A 23,630-nucleotide genomic window follows, 5' to 3' on the forward strand; every position below is an offset into this window, starting at 1 on the left:
AAAGAATAATCATAAGGAGAGTTGGCATGAAAAAATATATTCCCAAAAATTTAAACCTTACGAAATATTTATTCTTTACCGGTAAAGGGGGAGTTGGTAAAACAACATTAGCTTCTGCTACAGCTACACATTTAGCAGATGAAGGATTCAAAGTAACGCTAGTTTCGACAGATCCCGCATCTAATCTGCAAGATGTTTTTGAAACCGAACTATCCAACAAACCAAAAGCCATATCCGGTATGGAAAACTTAAGAGTTGCTAACTTCGATCCCAATACTGCAGTAGCTGACTATATCCACAAAAGCGTTGACCCATATAGGGAACTGCTTCCGAAAGAAGCAATTGATAATATGATCGAGCAGTTATCAGGCTCTTGTACTCAGGAAGTAGCTTCTTTCAATGAATTTGCATATTTCCTAACAGATCCGGAAGAATCCGAAAATAATGATTATATTATATTTGATACTGCTCCTACCGGTCATACACTTCGTATGCTTGAATTACCTTCAGCCTGGACAAACTTTTTTGATGAAAACACAACTGGAGCATCTTGCATGGGCCAATTGTCCGGCCTAACAGACGAAAGAGACCGAATCAAAAAGGCTATGAAGCTGCTAACTGATACTAGTCTAACTACTTTATGTTTAGTGACCCGCCCTCAAGAAGCTGCTATTTTTGAAGCAAATAGAGCTGCCCTTGAGCTCAAAGATTTAGGAATTCGTAACCAATTGCTAATAGTCAACGGTATATTAGAACAAGCCACAGACCGACTTTCTCGACAATTCTTGAATCTTCAAATGGAAGCCTTGGAAAATATGTCCCCAGAATTAAAAGCTTATTCTAGCTATTTTGTTCCCCTAAGAGCTTATAATGTTACTGGCTTAGATAAATTACGAATTCTTTTAGAGGAATATCAACCCGTAATTAGTTCCCCTGCTATTCAGCCTAATGACCTACCAGATGCAAAGATCGATCAATTGATTGACGCACTCATCGATGCTGATAAGCATATCGTATTTACCATGGGTAAAGGAGGTGTCGGCAAAACTACTGTAGCAGTACAGATTGCACAAAAGCTCGCTGAAAGAGGTAAGGAAGTTCGATTGGCAACTACCGACCCAGCTGATCATTTACATCTTTTCCTACAAGAAGAACATGGCATCAAAGTTGACCATATTGATGAGAAAAAGGAATTAGAACGATACTCTAACAAAGTTCTTAACAATGCACGAAAAACAATGGAAGAAGAAGACCTAGAGTATATAAAAGAAGATTTAAGTTCACCTTGTACTCAAGAAATCGCTGTCTTTAGACGATTTGCCGAAATTGTGGATTACGCTAGTAAAGATGAAATAGTAGTAATTGATACGGCACCAACAGGACACACCTTACTACTACTCCATTCCTCAAACGCATACAATAAAGAGATTGAAAGATCTTCGGGGCAGGTTGAACAGGCCATTGAACAATTATTGCCAAGGCTTCAAGATAAAAATGAAACAGAAGTTGTAATGGTCACCTTAGCTGAAACTACTCCAGTCTATGAAACATTACGTCTAGCTGAGGATCTCGATCGAGCCGCAATCCCCCATAATTGGTGGCTAATTAATCAAGTTATCCTTACTTCAGAAACTTCGAACCCCATTTTGAAAGCAAGAGCACAATCAGAATCGCAATGGATAAATTACATCAATGAACTGAGTCATGGTCATTTTGTTATTAAAGAATGGGCTCCGAAAAATAGAAAAAATATTTCGTATTAGTATTGTGTGCAGGAGGTCTCTTATGTCAAAAACAAAAGCTCAACGACCAATGTCATTTTTCTCTCAGTACTTAACGTTTTGGGTATTAATCTGTATGGTGATAGGTATTATAATAGGCTATGGATTTCCAACAGTCCCTGAATTCCTTCGCCAATTTGAATTTTATAATGTATCTATCCCAACCACGATTCTTCTATGGATTATGATCTTCCCAATGTTTTTAACTATTGATTTCTCTAGTATTAAAAAAGTTAAAGAACACCCTAAAGGTCTTTGGATTACTTGGATAGTAAACTGGTTGATAAAACCTTTGACAATGTATGGTTTAGCCTACCTATTTTTCTTTATCTTTTATCAAGATATTCTGTCAACAAATGAAGCAGTGGAATACTTAGCAGGTGCTGTCTTATTAGGAGCTGCTCCATGCACAGCGATGACACTCGTATGGAGTAAATTATCTGGGGGGAATCCATCTTATACCTTAGTACAAGTAGCAACTAACGATTTAATTATCCTGATTGCTTATATTCCAATCGTATCTTTTCTACTTGGCTTTGGGGATATCCATATTCCATGGGAAACTTTACTACTCTCAATCACTTTGTTCATTATCACCCCCTTAATTGCTGCAATTCTAATAAGAAATGTTGTCATTAAGTCAAAAGGTCAATACTACTTGGATCAAAAATTGATTCCTAGCCTAGATAAATTTACAAATATTGGCTTACTATTGACCTTAATCTTTATATTTACAGTACAGGCTGAAAAAATTATCCAACAGCCTATGAGTGTTCTTCTTATCGCAATTCCCCTGATTTTACAAAATATTATGGTGTTTGCTCTAGCTTATTCTTGGGCTTATTTTGCCAATCTTCCTTACACGATAGCTGCTCCATGTGGATTGATTGGTTCTTCTAATTTCTTTGAACTTGCGGTTGCTGTAGCCATTTCAGTATTTGGTATCGAATCAGGTGCAACACTGACAACAGTTGTAGGCGTATTGGTCGAAGTTCCGGTAATGTTAATGTTAGTTCGTATCGCGAACTCTACAGAAAAATATTTCCAATATTAGAATGATTAACATGAACAATAAGATAATTCCTCTACTCTTATTACTAATGAATACGCTAATTAACTCATTAAGGAAAATAAAATTATTCCTCGCTCCAAAGTCTCAAAAAGAATACTTTGGAGCGTTTCTCATTTTATAAATGATTCACCAGATAAAATATTAGAATTGGCCACCAATTTTTTCTACCAAATCTTTATCCCTATACATTGAAACAAAGTCATTAACAACAGTAACAGCTTCATTTTTCATAACTTTAAACCGGCAAGAAAGCAGCTAGGACAGCTAGGACGACAGCCGGGAGCATATTGGCGACATTCAGCTTCTTCTCCCAGAGCAGGTTGATCCCGATGCAGAAGATGAGGATGGAGCCAATCAGGGAGAGATAGGCCAGGGCTAGGTCCGTCATGATGGGGGCTAGTAAGCGGGCTAACAGGGTCACCCCACCCTCCAGGACGAGGACCGGGATGACAGAGAAGACCGCTCCCTTGCCCATCGCTGACGTGAGAACCGCAATAATAATAGCATCCAAGACCGACTTCACAGCCAACATGGAATAGTCCCCCAGTAAGCCATCCTGGATGGCCCCGACAATCGCCATAGCTCCAATAGACACCGTCAGCGAAGCCGTAATAAAAGCCTCGACAAAGAGTGGATCCATCCCATTGCCCGTCTTCTGGTGGAGGAAGCGGCCGAGCTTCTCAAAGCCACGATCAATCCCTAGCACTTCCCCAATCAGGCTACCCAGAGCCAGGCAGAGAACGACCAGCATGGACCGGCCGCTGACTAGGTCCCCAGACGCAATGGACAGCATCCCTTCCATAGCGCCGGCAATGGCAATGAAGATCACACTTACTGCGCAAGCCTTCTGAAGGGCATCTTGTTGCTTAGCCGTAAATAAATGACCAGCCAAGCTGCCAACCAGTCCCCCCAATAGGATTCCCACACAATTAATCACAGTCCCAAGCCCAATCATCACGCATCCTCATTTCTTTCATATGTTTTCAATAGATTTATTCTAACATATTTTTAATCGAATACTCATTTTTTATTAAGCTTGATAGGATCTGGGTCAAAGCTAAGAGGACGGAAGCAAGTTTATAAAAGAAGTATAGCATTAAAATGCTTCCATTCGACCAATCCTACCTAAACAGTCGAATTGACCTCCTGAACTGCAAAAAATCGACTTCTTCCTAAGTTGACACCCTCCCTAGACGAGAAAAAATCCCAGCTAAATTGCTGAGCCTAGTCGCTCAAACAATCTAACTGGGATTTTTAATCGGATGTTGTTTTCAATCCAGGTCTTCATAGCCAAAGACTTTCCTAATAAAGTAATAGAGCATGCCAAGGCCAAATATGAGATAGTATAGAGCCATGCAGATGAGAAAGACGGCGACCAGTACGCCGACCGCAACCAGGAAGGCCTTGCCGAGCTGAATAGGCAGAGGCTCTGGGTTCAAACGGACCTCTGACTCGGCTTGCTTTAATTCAGTTTGCATCTGCTGACGCTTAAGCAAAGCTTGGTTCTCGGGGGCTTTAAGGGCTTCTTCATAAGGGAGAGTTAAAGATTCGGGCACCGGCAGTTGGTTCGCTTGGTAGAGCTCACGGGCCAGTGCATTGAAGCCGTCATAGGCGGCCTGGTCATAGTTATTCTGACCATCTTTAATATCGCCTGCGTAAGTCTCTATGGTCTGCCCAGCTTTTCCGGGAAGCTTTAAGCCACTCGCCAAATCCTCTGCCAGCTCCAGGTGCATGTAGGGGTCTTCATTTAGGTGGGGTTCGCTACTATAATGGCTGTTCGTCTTAAATAAGAGGAGGGCCCAACGACCGGGCTTGTCCTTGTCGATCCCCCACCGGTCCATCAGCTCTTGGCTATAGCGCTCCTTCCTTAGCTTCTCCGTTGTCGGCAGGCTAACCACCAGAACAGCCGTATCGGTCGCTTGGTCCAACTTCTCCCCTTCAGAGATAATGTGCGTCTTGGTGAAGTCACTCAAAGCATGGCTATAGTCCGACACATAATATTCCTGGCTGATCTCGGGATAAGCCGGTTCCTTGTAGGTCCGATCCCAAAAATAGAATTGGCCTGTTATAAAGGCTAATACTAAAGTCACAGCAAACACATCAAAGCAGCCAGACTTTTTACCCTTACCCACCATATGGCTCGCCCCGCCCTTTCTTTCATTCGATCAAAACTCAGTGATGCTTGACTGTAAATAAGAGCAAACTTTCACCGACTTAAACTCTTAACTTATTCCTATTATAGCAGCTAGCTTAAGAGTAAAGAATAGAAAAAAGCCCCTCTCTGGAGCTTCTTTCCTGGCCGGTAAAAAAACTAGAAAATCCCTTTAAAGAAACAGCGCTCGCTCCAGGAAGGACAGCTCTCCCTAGCCATCACCATGCCCACGTTTTTTCCGATTTAATCCAGCAATTCCTAGCCAAGGCCCCAGATAGTCTGGCTTACCTCCCCATCATGCCCCAGAAGCCCTTCCGCCAAGTCAGCCTCGTCTATCGGTCAGAAGCCTATCCCAATCCCGTCCTCTAGGATTTTCTAGACTTTATTAGCCAGTTAGCATTGGAAGAAAGTACGCCTAGCTTCCGGCCAATTGAGCGCTGATCACTCATCAAAAAAGCTTTAACAGAGACCTTTATTGCCCTGTCAAAGCCTTTTAATATTTCTTACTTTGTCTTAATTGGTCATTCAGGCGACAGCTTGCATCATCCAAATTCAAAGGAGCAAAACTACTACTGGCAGTAAAGCTCAATGGCCCGATTAACAAAGGCTGCCGTACCATCTCCTGCTTCTTTATCGATAGTAATGGAAATATCGCCGCCTCCCGCATAGAGCTGACCCAAATTTACCAACATATCATCTGAGCACTGATAGAAATGATTGGAAATAAAATCTTGCAGGTGTTCGATCAATAATTGAACATCAGCTGCCTGGGGATCAGCTTCCTTATGCTGACCAAATGCTTTAAAAATATCCATCATTTTTTCTTCTAATTCTTTACTTTCTTCCTGCGTACGGCCTCGGTTCTTAACTTCAAATTCTTTAAAGGCAGCTGTACTTCCCCAAAGCTCTTTGGCTTGACGCGCATAATCATCAATCGCCTGACGATTAAAAACTTCATCATTCATTGCTTTCACTCCTAACAATTTAACTTCCTTTGCAAAAAGAATTAATCGCTCCAAACGCTCTTTTTCGAGTTCTAACAGTTGGATCTGCTGGTCTAAAGCGAGTTGCTTATCGAAACTCGGATGATCGATAATGCCTTTAATTTCCTTCAAGGAGAAGCGCAATTCTCTGAAGAGAAGTATTTGCTGCAGGCGCTCTAAATCTTCATCGCTATATAAACGATAACCGGCCTCACTATATTGCGATGGCTTTAGCAGGCCAATCTTATCGTAATGATAGAGCGTCTTAGCGGTAACGCCAGCCAATTTACTCACTTCATTCACTGTTTTCATTTGATCACTCCCTTTCTCTATGACTTACTATAAAGCCTGCCCCAAGGTAAGGGTCAAGACAAAATCAAAAGGATTTTATTTATCGCTTCTTTTACTTATTTTAACAATCGACCGCTTTCTGAGGCCTTTATACATATTGACACTACTTGCCTTCCCCACAGAAAAAAGCCTCAATTCTGGAGCTTTTCTCAATTTCTTAAAATTTATAAAGCTTATTTTCAACTAACATACCTTCTAATAGATAGCCTGAGTGTCGTGATGGATACGCACTAATTAAAATGAAAGCTAATTCTCATCTTTGACAGACGAATTCATGCGAGATCACTATCTTGATGACTAGCTTGTACAGCAAGACTCAAAACAGCAACCAATACCACACAGTTGATCAATTGTTAGACTAATTACAATCTAAAATAAACTTGTCAAATCATATTTTCTGCTTACTTTCACCATCTCCGTGGTCTAATATATTGGCAATATAAACACCGCACAAAATAACTATCGCCCCAACGATTTGATAAAATGTCATATTTTCATGAAGAACGGTTGCTCCCACTATGATCGATGTAACCGTAGCAAGCCCAATAAAAGATGACGTTTTGTTTACCCCAATTTTTGAAATGGCAATATTCGATAAAAAGAAAGCTAGAACGGAACAGCCTATTCCTTGATATAGAATTGCTATTAGAAAATTAATTTCCTGGGTAGGAAGAAGCACTAATGTTTTGACATCTCCTTTTAAAACAGCCTCAATTAAAGCTAATGTCGTAAACAATATGAAGCCCGATAACAACATAGCATAAGTTATCTCAAAATCTGTATAGCTCGACGCCTTTTCCACACAAACACTATATAGTGCATAGGAAACAACAGCTAAAACTAAGAAAAAATATCCCAACCAAGAGAAAGTAGTTGTTTGTCCTACTGCAAATACTGTTAACATAACGCCAAAAAAAGTAACTAATATACCTGCCGTTTGAAATTTATTTGGCTTGTTCTTCAAAACAATAGTAGATGCTAACAACGAAGCAACAGGTATGCAAGCCAAAAAAATTCCACTTTCAGATGAGCTTGTTTCACTTATTCCTATAGTTTCTGCAATAAAATAAATGCATGGGCTAAATAAAGCAATGAGAATGAGCGGTTTTAGCGACCGACTCTTAAAATCGCCTTTTATGTTCCAAAATTTTGCAATCAATGTCATGACCAGAATAGCAACTAAAAAACGCCAACCTAGAAGAGCAAATGGGCTAGCTAGTTCAGTAGCTTGTTTAGTAAACATGTAACTTAATCCATATAAAATTTCACACGCCATAGCGCATAAGCTACCAACCATCAGTTCATTCTGTTTTCCCTTCATTACTTCTCTCCTCTTAAAATAGACTAATAACTAAATATGAAATAATAAACATTACCGAAGGATCACGTGAAGGTCATTATATTAACCTTTCAACGATCGATCAGTCCCCTCGTACGCCGTCATCATTCTAGCATACTCTACCTATTTTCTCCTCTAAAAAAAATAGAGAGGTTCCAAAGAAGGTGACACTTCTCAAGAACCCCGCTGTTAAGCTATCTATATCCCTTCTTTTTCAAGCAATAGGACCGCACTCAGCGGTTCGCTGTTACCGCATCACTTCGTCGCTTTGCTTCCAATGGCTATAGCATTCTTGTCATCAAAACGACTGATTCAACATGGGTCGTCTGCGGGAAGAGGTCAACCGGTTGGACGGATTGGATCTGGTAGCCAGCTGCTGTGTACTTGGCCAGGTCTCGGGCCAGGCTGGCTGGATTGCAGGAGACATAGACGATCCGGTCAGCGTCAAGTTCTAGGGAAGCTTCGATAAAAGCGTCGCTGAGCCCCTTGCGTGGGGGATCGACCACCAAGACGTCACAGGGAATGCCGGCCTTGACCCAGTTTGGCATCACCTCACCTGCATCCCCCGCTTGGAAGCTGGTATTCTCTAGACCGTTAGCAGCTGCATTCTCCCGGGCCATGTCAATAGCGTCTTCCACAATTTCCACCCCATAGACATGCTTGGCTTTTTGGGCCAGGCAGAGGGAGATAGACCCAATCCCGCAATAGGCGTCCATGACATACTCATGGCCCTGTAAGTCAGCTGCTTCTAGGGCAGCCTGGTAGAGTTTCTCGGCTTGGTTGGTATTGACCTGGAAGAAACTATGGCTTGAAATCGCAAAGTCCAGGCCCAGGATCTGGTCGTGGTAGCGGTCTTCACCATAGAGGATACGGTTCTCCTTGCCCATAATGACATTGGTCCGCTCTTCGTTGGAATTAAGGACCAGACTCACTAGACCGGGAACTTCTTCACGAATGGCGGCTACAATTTCTTCCTCATGGGGGAGGGCTTGGCCATTAATTATGAGAATCACCATCACTTCTCCCGTATGCTCACCTTGGCGGACGCAGAGGAAACGCAGGAGACCGCGGTGGGCCTGCTCCTGGTAGGCTGTTAGCTGGTAGCGGTTGAGGATCTCAATCACTGTCTGCAGGGTCTCATCGATCCTCTTGAGTTGGATCTGATAGTCCTTAACCGGTATAATCTCATGGGACCGGCGCTTGTAGAAGCCAGTATAGAGCTGACCCGGCTCCCCCGCTACCGGTACCTGGGCCTTGTTGCGGTAGGCCCAAGGCTCTTCCATGCCAATCGTGTCTTTAACCTCTAGATTTTGGTCCAGGCCAAATTTGTGGAGGGAGTTAATAACCTGCTGGCGCTTGAAGCTAAGTTGAGCAGGATAGGCCAGGTGTTGGAGGGGCATAGTCCCCGTCCGCAAGCCATCCTTATCGCGCAGGGGTACGCGGTCTGGTGAGCTCTGGTGACGCGCCTTAACAATGGCGAAGGCAAATTTTTTGAGGACCTTGACTACCCGGATCGCACAGGATTCACCCGGCAAGGCATCGTGAACGAAGACAGGGAAGCCATCCACTTTGGCCACCCCCAAGCCTTCATAGGTCAAGTCTTCAATCGTGACCTCATAATTCGCATTCTTTTTGACTGGTGCTTGTCGTTTTCCTTTTACCATCATCGTTTCCTTTCTTCATGGTTGTGGGATCATCTTTTTTATCATAGCATAATTTCGCCCATAACTCACAAGCTTGGCCGCTTTTTAGGGCAAAAGTTAAAAGCCTTAATTTTGCTTCTTCCGCTGCCCCTTGATACAATAAGTATAAACTCGACCAGAGACAAGAAAGGATGTTTAACATGACCTACCAAGACTTACTTCACAAGCGTCGGTCCCACCGCCAACTCAGTGCTGACCTTGACGTGTCTAATGACGCGATCAGCCAAGCCCTAAAGACTGCCCTTGACGCGAGTCCCATGGCCTTCGGTGAACAGACCCCACGTGTGGCGGTCCTCCTCGATGACGAAAGCCGGTCCTACTGGCAAGCGGTCACTGCGCTGAACCCAGACTATGCGGACCGCTATGAGCCATTAAGCCAGGCTAAGGGGACGGTCCTCTTCTTCGAAGACCGCAACCATGTCTACAGCCTGACCGATAAGTATGCCATTGACGAATCACTAGCTGACCGCTATTCCGGTGAAAACCACGCCATCGCGGCTGTCTTAAGCTGGCTCGCTCTAACCGACCTCGGACTGGACGCTAGCCTCCACCATCCCCGCCAACAAGATACCAGCAAGTGGGCCATTCCTGACCACTGGACCTTCAAAGGCGCCCTAGTCTTCGGCAAGGGCCAAGATGAGGTCTCAGAAGCTAAAGAAAGCCTCTATGATAAGAAGGGCTTCACCGTTTACCAATAAGAGCTTTCCTTCATTCACTGAATAAAAAAAGTGCCTGCACAGTCGCGGCACTTTTTCCATCTCTTCTCGATTTATAAGAAGGAGAGGTATGAAGAATATGGTTAGGTCAACTAACCTTTTGGGTATACTGATACTATAGACCTTAAATGTTAATTTTTTGTGAATTATAAGCAATTCTTTCAGTCTTTTTATGAATTTTTTGTTATTTCAAATCTTCCAACAAGCCACACCATAGAAAGGAGCCATCCAAGTGAAGATCAGCATTCGTCGTCGACTCCTCGGACAGATTCCTATCCTAGAGCTCGTCCAAGAAGACCAAAAGAACGACTGCTTACCGACAGTCATCTATTATCATGGCTGGCAGTCGCGTAAAGAGCTTAACTTGACAGCCGGCCGGCGTTTAGCTAAAGCTGGCTACCGGGCCCTCTTGCCCGATGCTGAAAACCACGGGGAGCGCTACCGCCCCTATTCCAAGATCCCTTCCATGACCTTCTGGCAGAGTATCCAGACCAATCTCTTTGAGTTTGGCTATATTGTGGACCACTTCCAGCAACTCGGCCTGGCTGACCAACGCCTGGCCGTGGCCGGTGTATCCATGGGAGGGATTAGCACCTGTGCCCTCCTCTGCCAACACCCTGAGATCCAAGCGGCGGCCTGCCTAATGGGGACACCCATGCCGGTCCACTATGCCCAACGGATTGGCCGACATGCCCGGGCGGCTGGACGTTACTTCCCTGCTGATGCGAAGACACTGCTCGGTTGGCTAGAGGCTTACGACCTCTCCCAGCAAGCCCAGGCTCTCGGCGGCCGGCCCCTCTTTATCTGGCACGGCCGGCAAGATGACCGCATTCCCTTCCAAGAAGCCGAAAGCTTCGTTCAAGCCAATCCCCAACTTTCCCTCCACTTCCAAGCTGCTGACGAAGGCCACCTGGTCCGGGTAGAAACCATCAAGACCATGGTCGACTTCTTCACCGAGTATTTTCCCATTTAATCACACCAGTGTCTGGAAGCCCCCAAAAGGCCTTCAGACTTTTTGTTTGCTACAAAAAGAAGCAGAGTCTTAGGCCCTGCTTCTTCCCTACTTGTATTAATTGTTAGATGAGGAGCTCCTCGTCAGACAGAGTCATCCAGCAAGTGGACACTTATTCCGCTACTTCAACCACTTGGCGGTCAAAGGGATCCTTGGAGAAACCTTGGGCTAAGACATGCTTGGCCCATTCTTGAGCCCCAAACAAGGAATGGTCCTTGTAATTGCCGCAGCCCTTACGTTCAACCCCTTGGACATCGTCCCAAGTGGAGTCCACAATATCTCTAAGCACCTTGGTATAGGCAATCGCAATCTCTTCGGGGGTCTTCTCTCCCCAAACGAGCAGGTAGAAGCCTGTCCGACAGCCCATGGGTGAAAGGTCAATCACTCCATCTACATAGTCGCGGATGAGACCGGCTGACATGTGTTCAATAGTATGTAAGGCTGCTGTTGGCACCGCTTCTTGGTTGGGTTGGGTCAAGCGGATATCAAATTTCGTGATGACATCCCCCTTGGCGCCTTCTTCACGGCCCGCTAGACGGACATAAGGTGCTTTGACTGCATCATGGTCGAGTTCAAAACTTTCAACTTTTGCCATTTTATTTCCTCCTTCGAAATACATCGTCGTCACTAGCATTATCCCATATTTGAAGGGCAGAAACAATATTTAGGACTTAGACAAAAAATACCAGCAGTGATCACCTTCTCCCCTTAACGGCTGAAGGGCTTTCACTACCTTTCAAGCCAGCTTCTTGGTATGATAGGCTTATACTGATAGCAGAGGAGTGACCCCAAATGGAAACTTATCAATTAGTCAATGGTCAAACAATTCCTAAAATCGGCTTTGGCACCTGGCAGCTGGAAGATGGTGAACCCGTCATCCAAGCCGTCAAGAATGCTCTCAATGCCGGCTACCGCCACATTGATACCGCCCAGACTTACGGTAATGAAGCGGGAGTAGGCCAGGCCATCCAAGCCAGTGATGTCCCCCGTGAGGAAATCTTTTTGACCACTAAAATCTGGAACGATAAGGGCACTTATGAAGATACCCTGGCTTCTTTCGAGGAATCCCTCAATAAGTTACAAACAAACTATGTGGACCTCTTACTGATCCACTGGCCCAATCCCAAGCCCTTCCGCCAAGAGCCGGGCTTCGAGGTTCGGAACCGGGAAGTTTGGCGGGCCTTAGAGACCCTCTATAAGGAAGGCAAGGCCAAGGCTATTGGTGTTTCGAACTTCCTTGAGAAACACCTCGAGCCCTTATTCCAGACGGCGGAAATCAAGCCCATGGTTAATCAAATTAAATTGGCCCCGGGACTGAGTCAGGACGAACTGGTGGCCTATTGCCGGGACCACGATATTCTAGTGGAAGCTTATAGTCCCTTAGGCAGTGGTCAGATCTTCGACAACCAAGAACTCCAAGCCATTGCCGACAAGCATGACCGCTCGCTTGCCCAGATTGCTTTGGCCTGGTCCTTGGCCCACGATTTCTTGCCCCTGCCTCGGTCTAAGACGCCTAAGCATATCCTCTCCAACTATGAGGTCTTCGATATCGACTTGACCCCAGAGGAAGTCCGCCAGATCGACCAAATCAAAGACTTGACCGAAGCTCCCGATCCAGATACCAAGGACTTCTAGGCAGCTTCATCAAAATAATTATCAAAAGCAGCGTATCCCCTGCCAAGTTGCTTGCCGGATGCGCTGCCTTCTTGTCCTCTAGGCTAATCGAAGCAGGCTGGAAAGCGAGCCCAGCCCGCATGATGTCTTCGATTATTTCATGCTATAATGGGGGCAAGTATACATTATGGAGGGATTTTATTGTCAGCTATTATACCCATGCTTATCCTACTGGCCACCCTATTTCTGGGTTATTGGGGCCAGAAGCGGCAACTTTTTACCCCAAATGCCCAGTATGATTTCTCAACCATGATTACCTATGTCTCCTCGCCTGCCCTGATCTTATCCACCATCAATAGTGCTGGCGAACTGGGAACTAAGGAAGAGGCTCTGACCTTCTTGGCCATTGCCTTTATTATTTACCTGTTTTACATGGCCTTTTCTTTTATTGTGCCTAAGTTTATTCCCGTTGATAAAGAATCTGAAGGGACCCTGCAGTTCTTGATGACCTTCCAGAACAACGGCTTCATGGGCCTGCCTGTCATCCAAGCCCTCTACGGCGCAGGGGCCATGTTCTATGCCTCGCTCATGAATGTGCCCTCCAATATCCTGGTTTATTCCTTCGGGGTCTGGGTTATGAGTCGCTACAGTCAGAAGGGCGAAGGCCAACTGAGCTTGCGCAAGATCTTCTTCTCGCCTGGCTTTGCAGCTTCCTTGATTGCCCTTGCCTTCTTTATCCTCGATTGGAAGATCCCCCAGGCAGCCGAATCCTTCCTCAGCATGGTTGGTAATATGACCACTCCCTTGGCTATGATTGTTATCGGGATGTCCATGACGGAGATCAAGTTCAGAGACTGCTTCAACGATTGGCGGATTTATCTCTTAATGCTGATTAAGATGGTCCTCCTGCCTATTATCATTTATTATCTCTTTGGATCCTTCCTCAGCCATCCAATTATCATTAGTGTCTTAGTAGTGACAGCCGCCATGCCGGGCCCCTCATCCGCCACCGCTTATGCGACGATCTTCGACGGGGATGTCACTTTGGCGACCCGCTATGTCTTTGTTTCTACGCTCTTTTCTGTGTTGATTATTCCACTGATTATTTCCCTACTTAACTTAGCTGGATAAGCCAGTAATTAAAGGAGGAATTCGATGTCAATGACTGAAGAAGAAAAGAACCACCTCTTGCTTTCCACCTGCCTCTTGGCGGGACGCATCATGATGGAGTCCGGGTCCGAATCTTACCGGGTGGAAGACACCATGCAGCGGATCGCCCAGAACACCCACCGCTTCGATACGGAGGCCTATGTCACCAATACCGCCATCTTCATGAGCCTCAACCAGCGGTCCAAGACCCAAATGACCCAGGTCCGCAAATTATCCACTAATCTCGCCAAGATTGACGAAACCAACGAACTCTCCCGGGCCTATGAAGCCGGCAAGCTAGACCTGGCTGGGCTCAAAAGCGAGCTCCAACGGGTGGATAAGGAACCCAAGAACTTTAGCTTCCCTATCCAGGTCATTGCCGCCGGTTTTGCGAGTGCGGCCTTCATGTTGCTCTTAGATAACAATAATTACCGGGACATTCTGCTGGCCTTCCTTATCGCGACTATTGGCTTCTCGGTTTCTGAATTATGCAAGGAAAAGTTCGAAGTGATCTTCCTCAGTGACTTCTTCGCTTCAACCGTTATCGGCGTCCTGGCCCTTTCCTTTAACCGTTTGGGCTGGGTCAGCCACCTGGACTCCATGATCACGGGCTGTATCATGCCCCTCCTACCTGGTCTGGCCATCACGGGCGCCCTGCGCGACCTCTTCGCCCGGCAACTGGTTTCCGGTATGGTGGAGGCCGTGAACGCCATCCTGATTGCCATTGTCCTCGGTATCGGTATTGCCCTCACCCTGCAGTGGTTGGGCTAGGAAGGAGGAAGTATGCTGATCAGTATCCTTGAGCAAGCTTTGTTAAGTTTCTTCGGCACCATCGCCTTCTCGACCATCCTGAACGTCCCCAAGCGCGCCCTCGTCTACTGTGGGCTAACAGGGACTAGCGGCTGGATGACCTATAAGTTCTTTATGTTCCTCTTCAATGAAATCATTGTGGCCAACTTCATGGCGGCTATCGTCATTGGGCTCATCTACATGCAGCTCTCCCGCCGGCTAAGGATTCCCGTGATTATCCTAAATACCCCGGCTATCCTGCCTCTGGTTCCAGGGAATGCTGCCTACCTCTTCGTCCGCTATGCCGTTGAGGGCGATTATGTAGCCAGCGTCCAGCACCTCATGACCGTCTTTAAGGTATCCGGTGCCATTGTCTTTGGCTTCATGTTCATCAGCTTGGCCGAGCAACAGATCCGCCGCCAGCGCCAAGAACGTGCCCGCCGCCTGCTCAAGAAGAAAGCCGCCAAAGCTGCCAAAGGTGAACAAGAGAAGAAACGCCTGCCCCTACCCAAGGCCCCTAAATTCAAAAGCAAAGCGAAGCCGCCGAAAAACTAAAAAATACGCTCACATCGACCGAATTTAGATCGAAGTGAGCGTATTTTTTAATGGCTAGGGCCCCAGAGAGTGAGGGCCCTCACCGCTTCCCAGTTGAGGGCTGGGGGAAGCGGATAGCCAGCCGGATATTAGGCCTTGACCCTTAACAAGTGGGGAGCCGCCCGGCAGATCAACATCACGAGAAGGCCGTCCACGATAAAGGTGGCCAGGGCACTCGACCCATTCACGAGGAAGGAATACCAGTAGATATTCATCCCATCTGGGGCATAGCTTGACCAATAAACCACCCCAGCAATGAAGTGGATAAAGTACTTCACAAAGACAGCTAGGCCCACACTCCAAGTGATGGTCGCATAGGGACTTGCTTTTTGGGCGAGCTTGCTCTGAATGGTCCGTGCGCCGAAGCCAGCCAAGCCCGTCACCGCAAAGGCGAAGACATATTCGACAAAGACTTGGAGGAAGGAGAGGACCACAATATCTCCTGAAACCAGTTTGAGGATCCCCCAGAGGAAGCCGGCCAGGATACCGAACTTAGGCCCCCTGCGGAAGGCAAAGACCATAATCGGAATCATACCGAGCTCAATCTCAAAAATATTCCCTAGGTCTAAGGGGATCAAGGCGATGATAAAGGCCAAGACAGCCATTAAAGCCGCCTCGATCATCCCTAATAATTGCTGACGTTGTGCCATTTCACATTTTCCTTTCTTTAACTAAGAAAGAAACAAAACCCGTTTGCATCACACAAACGGGCTTAAAACTTGTATTCAAGTAAGTTAAACAACTGGCCAGCTCAAAAGCTGCCATGTACACTTCCTTACGCTAGTCTTAACTAGTTCAAGTTTTAAGGGTCTACTGACGTATCTCAACCTTTTGGTTCCCCTAGTGTTCTATAGTATTATCTTAACTGCTTTATATCAAAAATGCAAGGCTAGTATTCCATGACGGTAACATCGCTGACCTCGAGCTCTAAATCGTTCAGGTTATAAGAAGGCTTGGTCGCCATCCCTTCCATTGGCACTTCATCAACAATCATAATAGCAATGTCGTTGGCCCAATTGCCTAAGAAATCACTATCAATCTCCCATTCGATAGGGGCAAAGTTCACATTGAAGTCAGAAACCTTGAGTTGTAAGTTAGCCTTCAATTCCGTGATGGTCTTCCCTGTGAGGTTGACTAAGGCAAAAGCCGTTTGGGCCGTCTTAGTCCGCCGATTAGGATAGGCTTCCAAAGCAAAAATGTTCAAGGAACCTTCCTCAAAGTAAGGCTCATACTGGTCAACAAAGTTCTGAAGCGTCGTCATCACTTCATTCACATCATTCTTAGCAAAGGGTACATCTAATTCTTGAAGTTGGGTATTCTGAGCATGGGTCAGGGCTGCACGTACTTTCTCGGCCATATTATCATCCTTCACTTACTTATTTTAATCTTATTGTATCAAAACTTGGACCGCTTTAAAATAAAAGCTCTTCACTTCCGAGAAGAAATCCTCTCTTAGCTCCTGTAGTCATCGAGGTCGACCAAAACCATGGAGACAAAGGAGCGGTCAGGATCAAAGCGAAAGCCCTCGTCGTCAGGCAAGAAGGCTTCTAAGGATAAGGTATTGATTGAAGTCGGCTCAGGTAAAGCTTGCCCACGATCTAAATAATCTACTAAATGAAGGCCCAGGCAGTCGCTCGCCATATAGAGCGCATCAGGAATATCCGCCCCTTGAGTGATCGCTCTGGGAATATCGGGAAATACAATTGAAAAGGGAATATTGCTTTCATCAGGACTATAGTAAAACAAGGCAGGATAGGCTCGTAACATATGGGCTCCCTTCTTAAACTTACAGGGTCAAATTTAATACATATAGCCGGTAAAGAGGGAAGAAGCTGGCAAAAATTTTCCACACTTTGTTAGCTGGTTAGGATCACCCCCGCGTATGCGGGAAGAAGCACCTTATCCGTTGAGCGGTAGTTGCCCAAAGAGGATCACCCCCGCGTGTGCGGGAAGAAGGTAAGAGTGGCAGTTTGAGAATCCAAACGATTGGGATCACCCCCGCGTGTGCGGGAAGAAGGCTGAAGGGTACTGCTCTACGATAGTCCGCACAGGATCACCCCCGCGTGTGCGGGAAGAAGGCTGAAGGGTACTGCTCTACGATAGTCCGCACAGGATCACCCCCGCGTGTGCGGGAAGAAGCTAGTTTTCTCATCGCTATTTCTCCTTCTTAAGGGATCACCCCCGCGTGTGCGGGAAGAAGACTAAAAGAAGTTGATAAAATCAAATTTTTTATTCGATCCCTGGACCGTTTTCATTCACTTTATCATTTCCCCTACACTTACTATAAGGCATTTCCCCACTTTTATCCAAGATAAGCCATGCCTAGTGACTGATTTCCTAGCGTCTTATTCGATCCACAATTTTCGGGAGATAAAGTTCCAGGCCATCACGAGGACAGTCGCAAGGACTTTGGCTAGGAGGTAGAAGAGGCCTAGTTTCTCAACGAAGGCCCACATAAAGACCTGGTTGAGGATGAGCCCGACAACTGACAAGGTCACAAACAAGACTAATTCCTGGATTCGCTCTTCCTTGGAAAACCGGCTCACGAAAACATAGCGCATGGAGGCCAAATAATTAAAGATCGTGGCGACCACGAAAGCAATCCCGGCTGATAGCAGGTAGTGGACATGGCCCCACTCGGTGAGGGCAGTTAACAAGGCAAAGTCGATCATCGTCGCGATGACACCGATCAAGCCAAAACGAATGATCTGTTGAATAATTTTTTGCACGTTAGATCCTCTTTTCTCAATCTTTTACAATAGAGCTATTTTAGCACAAAGGCCTGGGATTCTTATGGCTTTTAGGAAAGTTTAAAATAAAATTTGCTATACTTATTCTTATAGACTAAGTTGGAGGCCGAACGTTCATGATAATTTCTTCACTCAAAAAACATCAGACCCTTATCCTAAGTTTTCTTTTAGCCCTGCTGGTGCAAGTTGCGATTTACTACCGGCTAGACATCACCCCTTTTGGTGACCAGTCCCTGTTGGTCACGGATATGAATGGTCAGTATGTGGCTTACTTCGCCTATCTCAAGAATGCCTTGCTAGGCCAGGATAGCCTCCTCTATTCCTTCTCTAAAACTATGTCCGGGAATATGATTGGACTGACCAATTATTACCTGCTCAGTCCCTTTAACCTGGTCTTCCTCTTCTTTCCGCTTCAGGCCTTTCCTCTGGCTATTACAGTCGTCACTAGCCTGAAGCTCGCCACAGCCAGCGCCGCCATGACCTGGCTATTGACCAAGCGCAAGCTACAAGCTTGGGCGGCACTCGCCCTGGGACTGGCTTACGGCCTATCTGCCTATCTCATGGCCTACCAGCAAAATATTATGTGGCTAGAAGCTTGCATCCTCTTTCCTTTCTTAATTTTTGCCTTAGACCGCTTATTCAAGGAAGATAAATGGCAGGCTTACACCCTGGTCTTGGCCTTAGCCCTCCTCAACAATTATTATATGGGAGCTATCCTCTGCCTCTTCTCCCTCATCTACTTTATCTGCTGGTGCCTCAGCGCTTTCACCTGTCCTGGGTCTTGGCAGGCAATCAAGAGGGCTTTTAAAGCGTTCGTCCCTGCCTCCCTCCTTGCTGGCGCTATGGCCTGTCTAACACTCATCCCCAGTCTCCTCTCCCTCCAAGGGGGTAAGGCTGGCTTTGATCCAAGCCAACTGGTCGATTTTCATTCACAATTTTCTTTTTTAGATTTTTCCAGCAAGCTTGTGATTGGCGCCTTCCAAGCCGGGGATACCAAGTCCGGTTTGGCTAATATTTTTGTGCCGAGCCTCATTCTTTTAGTTAGCCTGGCGGGTCTCTTCAACCCCGCCATGAGCCGGGCAAAGAAAGTCAGAGGAGGGCTCCTCCTGCTCAGCCTCTACCTCTCGATGAAGTTTTTCAATCTCAATTTAATCTGGCATGGCTTCAATGAGCCCACCTGGTTTCCCTTCCGCTACAGCTTCCTCTTCAGTGGGCTTTTAGTCCTGATGGCAGGGGAAGAGCTAAAGGCCCGTCACTTCTCTTTGTGGTGCTATGGCCTGGCTTTCGCCCTCCTTACTGGCCTGGCATGGCGCATTGGCCAAGCCCACTATCCTTATTTGGGACGGACGGATATCCTAACGAGTCTCGCTTGTTTGGGCCTCGGCCTGGTCCTCCTCTCTGCTCGAAACTTGCTGCGCCAGCCTTCAAGCCAGCAGGTTTTCGGCCTCGGTCTGGTCCTTCTCGTCGCTTATGAGACCTTCACTAATGGCTACTACACCCTCAATAAGATGGGCTACCAACCAGCCCAGGCCTTTAGTCAATTTGTGAGTCGCTACCAGGCCCCCATCCAAGACTTGAAGGCCAAGCATCCTGGCCCCTACCGCCTGGAGAAGAACCAACACTATGCCAATAACGACCCCCTCCTCCTCAACTATCCGGGGCTTTCCCACTATAGTTCCAATGAAAGGGCTGAGGTCATCGAGGTCATGGGCAAGCTCGGCTTCCACGACAATGGGAACTGGGCCCGCTTTGCCTATGGGTCGACCTTAGCAGCCAACCAGTGGATGGGCCTGCGCTATCTCCTGAGCGACCACCCCCTCCTCGGCCTCAGCCTGGGCCAAAAGCAAGGAGACCTCTATCTCTATGAGAACCCCCTCGCCTTCCCCTTGGCTTATGAAATCACCCCAGACAGAAGCTTCCGCAACCCCAGTCAAAGCTTCGCCTTCCAGAATGAGCTCTTTGCCTATACCACTGGCCTTGAGGATTACTACCAGCCCTTAGCAGCCAATGCCTTGACGGTCCGCTTGGAAAATGTTCGCGCCAGTGAAAGCAAGGGCCAAATCCGCTACAGCCGCTTAGATCCCAAGAAGCCTGGGCGGATCCACTATCAGATCCGAAAGTCCCCCGACCAAATCGTCAATTACCAATTCCAAGCCAAGCCTGTTGGTCCAGGCCTAGAGATCTACCACGACCAGGTCTTTAGCCATATCAACCTAGGCAAGAAGAACCACACCCTCCACAGCTATGACCAGAATACGGACAGGGTGGACATCACGGTCAGCTTCCACGAAGACAAGCTGGCAGATCCCCAACCGAACTTCTACCTCTCCAGCCGGCAACAGACACAGGAAATGGCCCAGGTCGCCCAAGCCAATGCCCTAACTATTGAAGACTTCTCGCCGACCGCTATCCGAGGCCGGACCAAGGGGCAAGCCCAGGGATCCCGGCTCTTCTTCAGTCTCCCCTATGACAAGGGCTGGCATGCCTTTGTCGATGGGCGCTACACCCCCGTCCACCGTGAAGCCCAATACTTCTTGGGCCTTGACCTCGGCCCAGGCCCCCACCAGGTCCAATTGATCTTTATCCCCAGAGGGCTTATCTTAGGAGGAGCTATCAGCCTGGTCTCGATCTTTATCTTCCTAAAAAGCCTCAATAAGAAAAAAGGTCTTAAAAGCAGCAAATAATTAACCTATTTCAACCATTCATTGTATAATAGAACAAATTCACTGTACTTATGGAAGGAGATTTATTCATGGTAAATGCTCACGAGCAAGCAATTATCATTCCCTCGCTCGATCCCGACCAACGTTTATTAGACCTGGTGGCTAATATCCGCCAAGGCCACGATAGCCAGCTCTTTATTGTTGTCGTCAATGATGGGAGTGATCCGTCCTATGACACATACTTTGACCAGCTCAAAGCCTATCCCCGCCTTAAAATTTTAAAGCACGATCAAAACTACGGGAAGGGCCGGGCCCTTAAGACAGCCTTTCGTTATTTACTCGATGAACAAAAGCAAATCCAGTCAGCCGTCACCATCGATTCGGATGGCCAGCATACCTTTGAAGATATGATGGCCTGTCTGAAAAGAGCCCAAGAAGAACCTGAAGCCTTTATTTTTGGTGCGCGTCACTTTGGCGAAGATGTGCCCTTAAGAAGCAAGTTTGGCAACATTATGACCCGCAAGCTGCTCAAGTTCCTCACCGGCATGAATCTGGAAGACACCCAGACCGGTCTGCGCGTTATTCCTAGCCAGTATTTTGAGCCCTTGCTAGCAGTCGAAGGCGACCGTTTCGAATATGAGATGAACATGATCCTCTTCGCTAAGAAGCACCAGATTCCTATCATTGAGGTAGCCATTTCAACGATTTACCTGGACGACAATGCTTCGTCTCACTTTAAGGTGCTGAGAGATTCTTTTGCCATCTATTCGGTCTTTTTGAAGTATGTGGCAGCCTCCCTGGTCTCTTTTTTGATTGATCTGGCCTGCTTTGCTATCTGCTTAGCTCTAATTGGTAAGCAAGATTTCACTGCAATTACCACAGCGACCGTCATCGCCCGCTGTATCTCCGCCCTGGCAAATTATGTGATGAACCGACTGGTGGTTTTCCGTGCGAATTCGCGGCAGAGCCTGCTCAAGTACGGCCTTTTGGTAATGTTTCAAATGTTATCTTCCAGCTTACTGGTGACAGCCTTCACCCATTGGATCAGCTTCCTTCCCACCACGCTCATTAAGGTATTCGTCGACTCTTTCCTTTTTATCTTGAATTACTATATCCAGAAGCATTTTATTTTCCATACAAAGGAGCACTCAGATGGCCTTTAGTTTCTTTATCCTAGCAAGTTTTGGCGTGTGTTTAAGCCTGAAACGTTGGGCAGGTTTGGCCCTTGAGACGACGCTTATTCTAACCATTAGCCTAGAGACCTGCCTCTTATTTCTCCTGGCACTCGGCCAAGAGCTCAGTCTAGGCTTCTACCTGGTCAATGTTCTAGGCTGCCTCTTGTTATTGGTCCACTTGAGCCAATTCATCCTCAAGCCCTCATTCCATTGGCCCAAAAACCTGACCCCACAGTTTATCTTCTGGGGGCTTTTTCTTATGTATGCCATCGTCCTCATCGGGACCCACTTTACCCATTATGATAATTTCTCCCACTGGGCCCGCATCGTTAAGTTTTTGACCCTAGAAGGCCGGCTGGTCCAGGAGGGGGATTCCTTCATCAGCTTTACCTCCTATCCCCCTGGCAGCGCCCTCTATCTGAGCTATTGGATGCAGGGCCTCCCCCTCCGCGATGACCTCATGTTAATCGGACAGAACCTGATCAACTTTGCCTGTGTCTGGCCCCTGGTCGGCTTAGTCAAGGGCTCCCAGGCGAAGCAACACCTAGCAAGCGGCATGGCCCTCGTCTTTATCGGGATCCTGAACCTGCTCGATTATGGCGCAGGCAAGATCCTATACACTTCCCTCTTAGTGGACTTCCTCCTCCCCCTCCTGGCTTTGGCTGCTGTCACTTCCCTCTACCGCCACCGCCAGAACTTTGGCCAGCTGAGCTTTATTACGGCCGTGATGACCAGCTTTCTCATCCTTATCAAAAACAGCGGCATCTTCTTTGTGCTCCTTATTATCGGCTACTATGCTTATCTGGTCTGGACCAAGCACCGGTCCAGGTTTAAAGTCGGACTGCTGGCAGGCGCCTGCCCCTTGCTCACGCTCAGTCTATGGAACCAGTATGTGAGCCAGACCTTCAGCCAAGTCAGTAAGCACAGCATGAACCTGGCCTCCTATGAAAAAATCCTGGGCGAGAAGAGCCTAGCTGACATCCAGGCCATCAGCAGCCGCTTCCTCCAACATTTCTTAAAAGAAGACCTCCCAAGTAACCAAGCCCTCTATCTCTTCCTCGCCCTCTGCCTAGCTGGCTTCCTCCTTAACCACTTTGCCCAAGCAAAACGGGCAAAAGTAAGCCAGGGCCTTGCCATCATGTTAGGGATTCTTTTGGCTTATATCCTGAGTCTCTATGCCATGTACCTCTTCTCCATGCCCCTAAACGAGGCCCTGCGCCTGGCCAGCATCCACCGCTACATGGGAAGCATCCTCTGCTTCCTCTATGGCCTCCTCTGCCTCGGACTCCTGGTGGTCTGGGACCATCGCTTAGAGCCTCTGCCCAAGCGGCCGCTACAAGCTCTGACCCTCCTCTTAGCCCTCCTGACCCTCGCAAGCCACAGCTACAAGCTCAGCCAGGTCTATCACTGGGATGACCAGATAGTTGCGGAAACAGTGGCTGTGGTCGGTCAAGAGACCCACTACCATGACGGAAACTACCTCCTGGTAGATGACCGCCAGGATACCACCTATTTACAATTGATGATCTCTTATTATTTCTATTGTGATCAGACAAAGATTAAACGGCCCTATGACTATCCTGAACAAGTGACCCCCTTCATTCAAAGCGTGGAAGAAGCTGACGCAATGATCTACCTCACTAACCTGGATCAATTTGCTAAGAAATTCACGGCAATCTACGGTTTCTCACCCCAACCACAAATTTATTCCCGCCAAGAACTGATCCAAGCCCGCCAAGCGAGTTAACAAAGAAGAGAGTGTGACAAAAGTCGGTTAGCCCTGAATC

Annotated in this window: 21 protein-coding genes, 1 CRISPR repeat array and 1 riboswitch; of the genes, 11 read left to right on the forward strand and 10 right to left on the reverse strand. The window is 47.0% G+C overall.

What is annotated here, in order from left to right; genetic code table 11:
* Positions 1-26: 26 nt before the first annotated feature.
* The gene (gene arsA / locus F6I03_RS06890; protein ID WP_070431391.1) at positions 27-1,763 is read left to right on the forward strand and encodes an arsenical pump-driving ATPase; all 1,737 of its coding nucleotides are present in this window, start codon (positions 27-29) and stop codon (positions 1,761-1,763) included.
* A 22-nt stretch (positions 1,764-1,785) separates the two neighbouring features.
* Positions 1,786-2,835, forward strand: coding sequence for an ACR3 family arsenite efflux transporter (gene arsB, locus F6I03_RS06895; RefSeq protein WP_070431392.1), 1,050 nt, complete (start codon positions 1,786-1,788; stop codon positions 2,833-2,835).
* 253 nt (positions 2,836-3,088) lie between these two features.
* On the opposite strand, the gene F6I03_RS06900 is transcribed toward arsB, so the two are convergent.
* The 5 genes from F6I03_RS06900 to rlmD all read right to left on the reverse strand — a co-directional run bounded on the left by F6I03_RS06900 (position 3,089) and on the right by rlmD (position 9,345).
* Entirely contained in the window at positions 3,089-3,808 is a 720-nt protein-coding gene (locus tag F6I03_RS06900) for a DUF554 domain-containing protein (RefSeq protein ID WP_070431393.1), read from the reverse strand.
* 316 nt (positions 3,809-4,124) lie between these two features.
* Positions 4,125-4,943 (reverse strand): TPM domain-containing protein, encoded by an 819-nt coding sequence (locus F6I03_RS06905; RefSeq protein ID WP_168160480.1) that lies wholly within the window; start codon positions 4,941-4,943, stop codon positions 4,125-4,127.
* Between the two features lie 631 nt (positions 4,944-5,574).
* The gene (locus F6I03_RS06910; protein WP_070431395.1) at positions 5,575-6,300 is read right to left on the reverse strand and encodes a MerR family transcriptional regulator; all 726 of its coding nucleotides are present in this window, start codon (positions 6,298-6,300) and stop codon (positions 5,575-5,577) included.
* Between the two features lie 427 nt (positions 6,301-6,727).
* A complete protein-coding gene (locus F6I03_RS06915) occupies positions 6,728-7,660 on the reverse strand; it encodes a DMT family transporter (RefSeq protein WP_070431396.1) in 933 nt (310 codons plus the stop codon).
* Between the two features lie 299 nt (positions 7,661-7,959).
* The gene (gene rlmD, locus F6I03_RS06920) at positions 7,960-9,345 is read right to left on the reverse strand and encodes a 23S rRNA (uracil(1939)-C(5))-methyltransferase RlmD (RefSeq protein ID WP_318174217.1); all 1,386 of its coding nucleotides are present in this window, start codon (positions 9,343-9,345) and stop codon (positions 7,960-7,962) included.
* Positions 9,346-9,521: 176 nt separating this feature from the next.
* Between rlmD and F6I03_RS06925 the strand changes: the two genes are divergently transcribed.
* Together F6I03_RS06925 and F6I03_RS06930 are read left to right on the forward strand one after the other, a co-directional pair.
* Positions 9,522-10,079, forward strand: coding sequence for a nitroreductase family protein (locus F6I03_RS06925; protein WP_070431398.1), 558 nt, complete (start codon positions 9,522-9,524; stop codon positions 10,077-10,079).
* A gap of 250 nt (positions 10,080-10,329) precedes the next feature.
* Positions 10,330-11,070, forward strand: coding sequence for an alpha/beta fold hydrolase (locus F6I03_RS06930; RefSeq protein ID WP_070431399.1), 741 nt, complete (start codon positions 10,330-10,332; stop codon positions 11,068-11,070).
* Positions 11,071-11,221: 151 nt separating this feature from the next.
* Here F6I03_RS06930 and F6I03_RS06935 read toward each other — a convergent pair whose 3' ends face one another.
* Positions 11,222-11,704: an S-ribosylhomocysteine lyase gene (locus F6I03_RS06935; RefSeq protein WP_070431400.1), complete on the reverse strand. Its 483-nt coding sequence runs from the start codon at positions 11,702-11,704 to the stop codon at positions 11,222-11,224.
* Between the two features lie 197 nt (positions 11,705-11,901).
* On the opposite strand from F6I03_RS06935, the gene F6I03_RS06940 reads away from it, so the two are divergent.
* From F6I03_RS06940 to F6I03_RS06955, 4 genes are all read left to right on the forward strand, one after another.
* Positions 11,902-12,744, forward strand: coding sequence for an aldo/keto reductase (locus F6I03_RS06940; RefSeq protein WP_070431401.1), 843 nt, complete (start codon positions 11,902-11,904; stop codon positions 12,742-12,744).
* 180 nt (positions 12,745-12,924) lie between these two features.
* Complete coding sequence (locus F6I03_RS06945; protein ID WP_070698493.1) at positions 12,925-13,854, forward strand: AEC family transporter; 930 nt, start codon at positions 12,925-12,927, stop codon at positions 13,852-13,854.
* 24 nt (positions 13,855-13,878) lie between these two features.
* A complete protein-coding gene (locus F6I03_RS06950) occupies positions 13,879-14,643 on the forward strand; it encodes a threonine/serine exporter family protein (RefSeq protein ID WP_083290610.1) in 765 nt (254 codons plus the stop codon).
* Positions 14,644-14,655: 12 nt separating this feature from the next.
* Positions 14,656-15,216 (forward strand): threonine/serine exporter family protein, encoded by a 561-nt coding sequence (locus tag F6I03_RS06955; protein ID WP_070431403.1) that lies wholly within the window; start codon positions 14,656-14,658, stop codon positions 15,214-15,216.
* Positions 15,217-15,344: 128 nt separating this feature from the next.
* Here the strand turns inward: F6I03_RS06955 and thiT are convergent, their stop codons facing one another.
* The 4 genes from thiT to F6I03_RS06975 form a co-directional block, all read right to left on the reverse strand.
* Positions 15,345-15,905, reverse strand: coding sequence for an energy-coupled thiamine transporter ThiT (thiT, locus tag F6I03_RS06960; protein WP_070431404.1), 561 nt, complete (start codon positions 15,903-15,905; stop codon positions 15,345-15,347).
* Between the two features lie 105 nt (positions 15,906-16,010).
* Positions 16,011-16,107, reverse strand: a riboswitch (TPP riboswitch).
* Positions 16,108-16,144: 37 nt separating this feature from the next.
* Complete coding sequence (locus tag F6I03_RS06965; RefSeq protein WP_070431405.1) at positions 16,145-16,612, reverse strand: hypothetical protein; 468 nt, start codon at positions 16,610-16,612, stop codon at positions 16,145-16,147.
* A gap of 95 nt (positions 16,613-16,707) precedes the next feature.
* Entirely contained in the window at positions 16,708-17,022 is a 315-nt protein-coding gene (locus F6I03_RS06970) for a type II toxin-antitoxin system HicB family antitoxin (protein ID WP_070431406.1), read from the reverse strand.
* A gap of 100 nt (positions 17,023-17,122) precedes the next feature.
* A CRISPR array of direct repeats spans positions 17,123-17,455; the repeat unit is 28 nt; unit sequence GGATCACCCCCGCGTGTGCGGGAAGAAG.
* Between the two features lie 145 nt (positions 17,456-17,600).
* Positions 17,601-17,984, reverse strand: a complete 384-nt coding sequence (locus tag F6I03_RS06975; protein ID WP_070431407.1) for a GtrA family protein — start codon at positions 17,982-17,984, stop codon at positions 17,601-17,603.
* 137 nt (positions 17,985-18,121) lie between these two features.
* Between F6I03_RS06975 and F6I03_RS06980 the strand changes: the two genes are divergently transcribed.
* From F6I03_RS06980 to F6I03_RS06990, 3 genes are all read left to right on the forward strand, one after another.
* Positions 18,122-20,689 carry a YfhO family protein gene (locus F6I03_RS06980; protein ID WP_070431408.1) on the forward strand — a complete coding sequence of 856 codons (2,568 nt, stop codon included), beginning with the start codon at positions 18,122-18,124 and terminating at the stop codon, positions 20,687-20,689.
* A 68-nt stretch (positions 20,690-20,757) separates the two neighbouring features.
* The gene (locus F6I03_RS06985) at positions 20,758-21,831 is read left to right on the forward strand and encodes a bifunctional glycosyltransferase family 2/GtrA family protein (protein WP_070431409.1); all 1,074 of its coding nucleotides are present in this window, start codon (positions 20,758-20,760) and stop codon (positions 21,829-21,831) included.
* On the forward strand, positions 21,821-23,590 hold the full coding sequence (locus tag F6I03_RS06990; RefSeq protein WP_070431410.1) for a hypothetical protein: 1,770 nt from the start codon (positions 21,821-21,823) through the stop codon (positions 23,588-23,590). Before F6I03_RS06985 ends, F6I03_RS06990 begins: the two co-directional genes overlap by 11 nt.
* Positions 23,591-23,630: the final 40 nt, after the last annotated feature.

Source organism: Aerococcus sanguinicola, from assembly GCF_008726925.1.
In the GTDB taxonomy this organism is placed as follows: Bacteria; Bacillota; Bacilli; order Lactobacillales; family Aerococcaceae; genus Aerococcus.

What these genes read in the sequence shown, in the direction of transcription:
- F6I03_RS06955 (WP_070431403.1), top strand. Translation starts at nt 14,656, where the DNA reads ATGCTGATCAGTATCCTTGAGCAAGCTTTGTTAAGTTTCTTCGGCACC.
- F6I03_RS06950 (WP_083290610.1), top strand. Translation starts at nt 13,879, where the DNA reads ATGTCAATGACTGAAGAAGAAAAGAACCACCTCTTGCTTTCCACCTGC.
- F6I03_RS06980 (WP_070431408.1), top strand. Translation starts at nt 18,122, where the DNA reads ATGATAATTTCTTCACTCAAAAAACATCAGACCCTTATCCTAAGTTTT.
- F6I03_RS06935 (WP_070431400.1), bottom strand. Translation starts at nt 11,704, where the DNA reads ATGGCAAAAGTTGAAAGTTTTGAACTCGACCATGATGCAGTCAAAGCA.
- F6I03_RS06915 (WP_070431396.1), bottom strand. Translation starts at nt 7,660, where the DNA reads ATGAAGGGAAAACAGAATGAACTGATGGTTGGTAGCTTATGCGCTATG.
- F6I03_RS06925 (WP_070431398.1), top strand. Translation starts at nt 9,522, where the DNA reads ATGACCTACCAAGACTTACTTCACAAGCGTCGGTCCCACCGCCAACTC.
- thiT (WP_070431404.1), bottom strand. Translation starts at nt 15,905, where the DNA reads ATGGCACAACGTCAGCAATTATTAGGGATGATCGAGGCGGCTTTAATG.
- F6I03_RS06990 (WP_070431410.1), top strand. Translation starts at nt 21,821, where the DNA reads ATGGCCTTTAGTTTCTTTATCCTAGCAAGTTTTGGCGTGTGTTTAAGC.
- F6I03_RS06985 (WP_070431409.1), top strand. Translation starts at nt 20,758, where the DNA reads ATGGTAAATGCTCACGAGCAAGCAATTATCATTCCCTCGCTCGATCCC.
- arsB (WP_070431392.1), top strand. Translation starts at nt 1,786, where the DNA reads ATGTCAAAAACAAAAGCTCAACGACCAATGTCATTTTTCTCTCAGTAC.
- F6I03_RS06940 (WP_070431401.1), top strand. Translation starts at nt 11,902, where the DNA reads ATGGAAACTTATCAATTAGTCAATGGTCAAACAATTCCTAAAATCGGC.
- F6I03_RS06900 (WP_070431393.1), bottom strand. Translation starts at nt 3,808, where the DNA reads ATGATTGGGCTTGGGACTGTGATTAATTGTGTGGGAATCCTATTGGGG.
- arsA (WP_070431391.1), top strand. Translation starts at nt 27, where the DNA reads ATGAAAAAATATATTCCCAAAAATTTAAACCTTACGAAATATTTATTC.
- rlmD (WP_318174217.1), bottom strand. Translation starts at nt 9,345, where the DNA reads ATGATGGTAAAAGGAAAACGACAAGCACCAGTCAAAAAGAATGCGAAT.
- F6I03_RS06910 (WP_070431395.1), bottom strand. Translation starts at nt 6,300, where the DNA reads ATGAAAACAGTGAATGAAGTGAGTAAATTGGCTGGCGTTACCGCTAAG.
- F6I03_RS06965 (WP_070431405.1), bottom strand. Translation starts at nt 16,612, where the DNA reads ATGGCCGAGAAAGTACGTGCAGCCCTGACCCATGCTCAGAATACCCAA.
- F6I03_RS06970 (WP_070431406.1), bottom strand. Translation starts at nt 17,022, where the DNA reads ATGTTACGAGCCTATCCTGCCTTGTTTTACTATAGTCCTGATGAAAGC.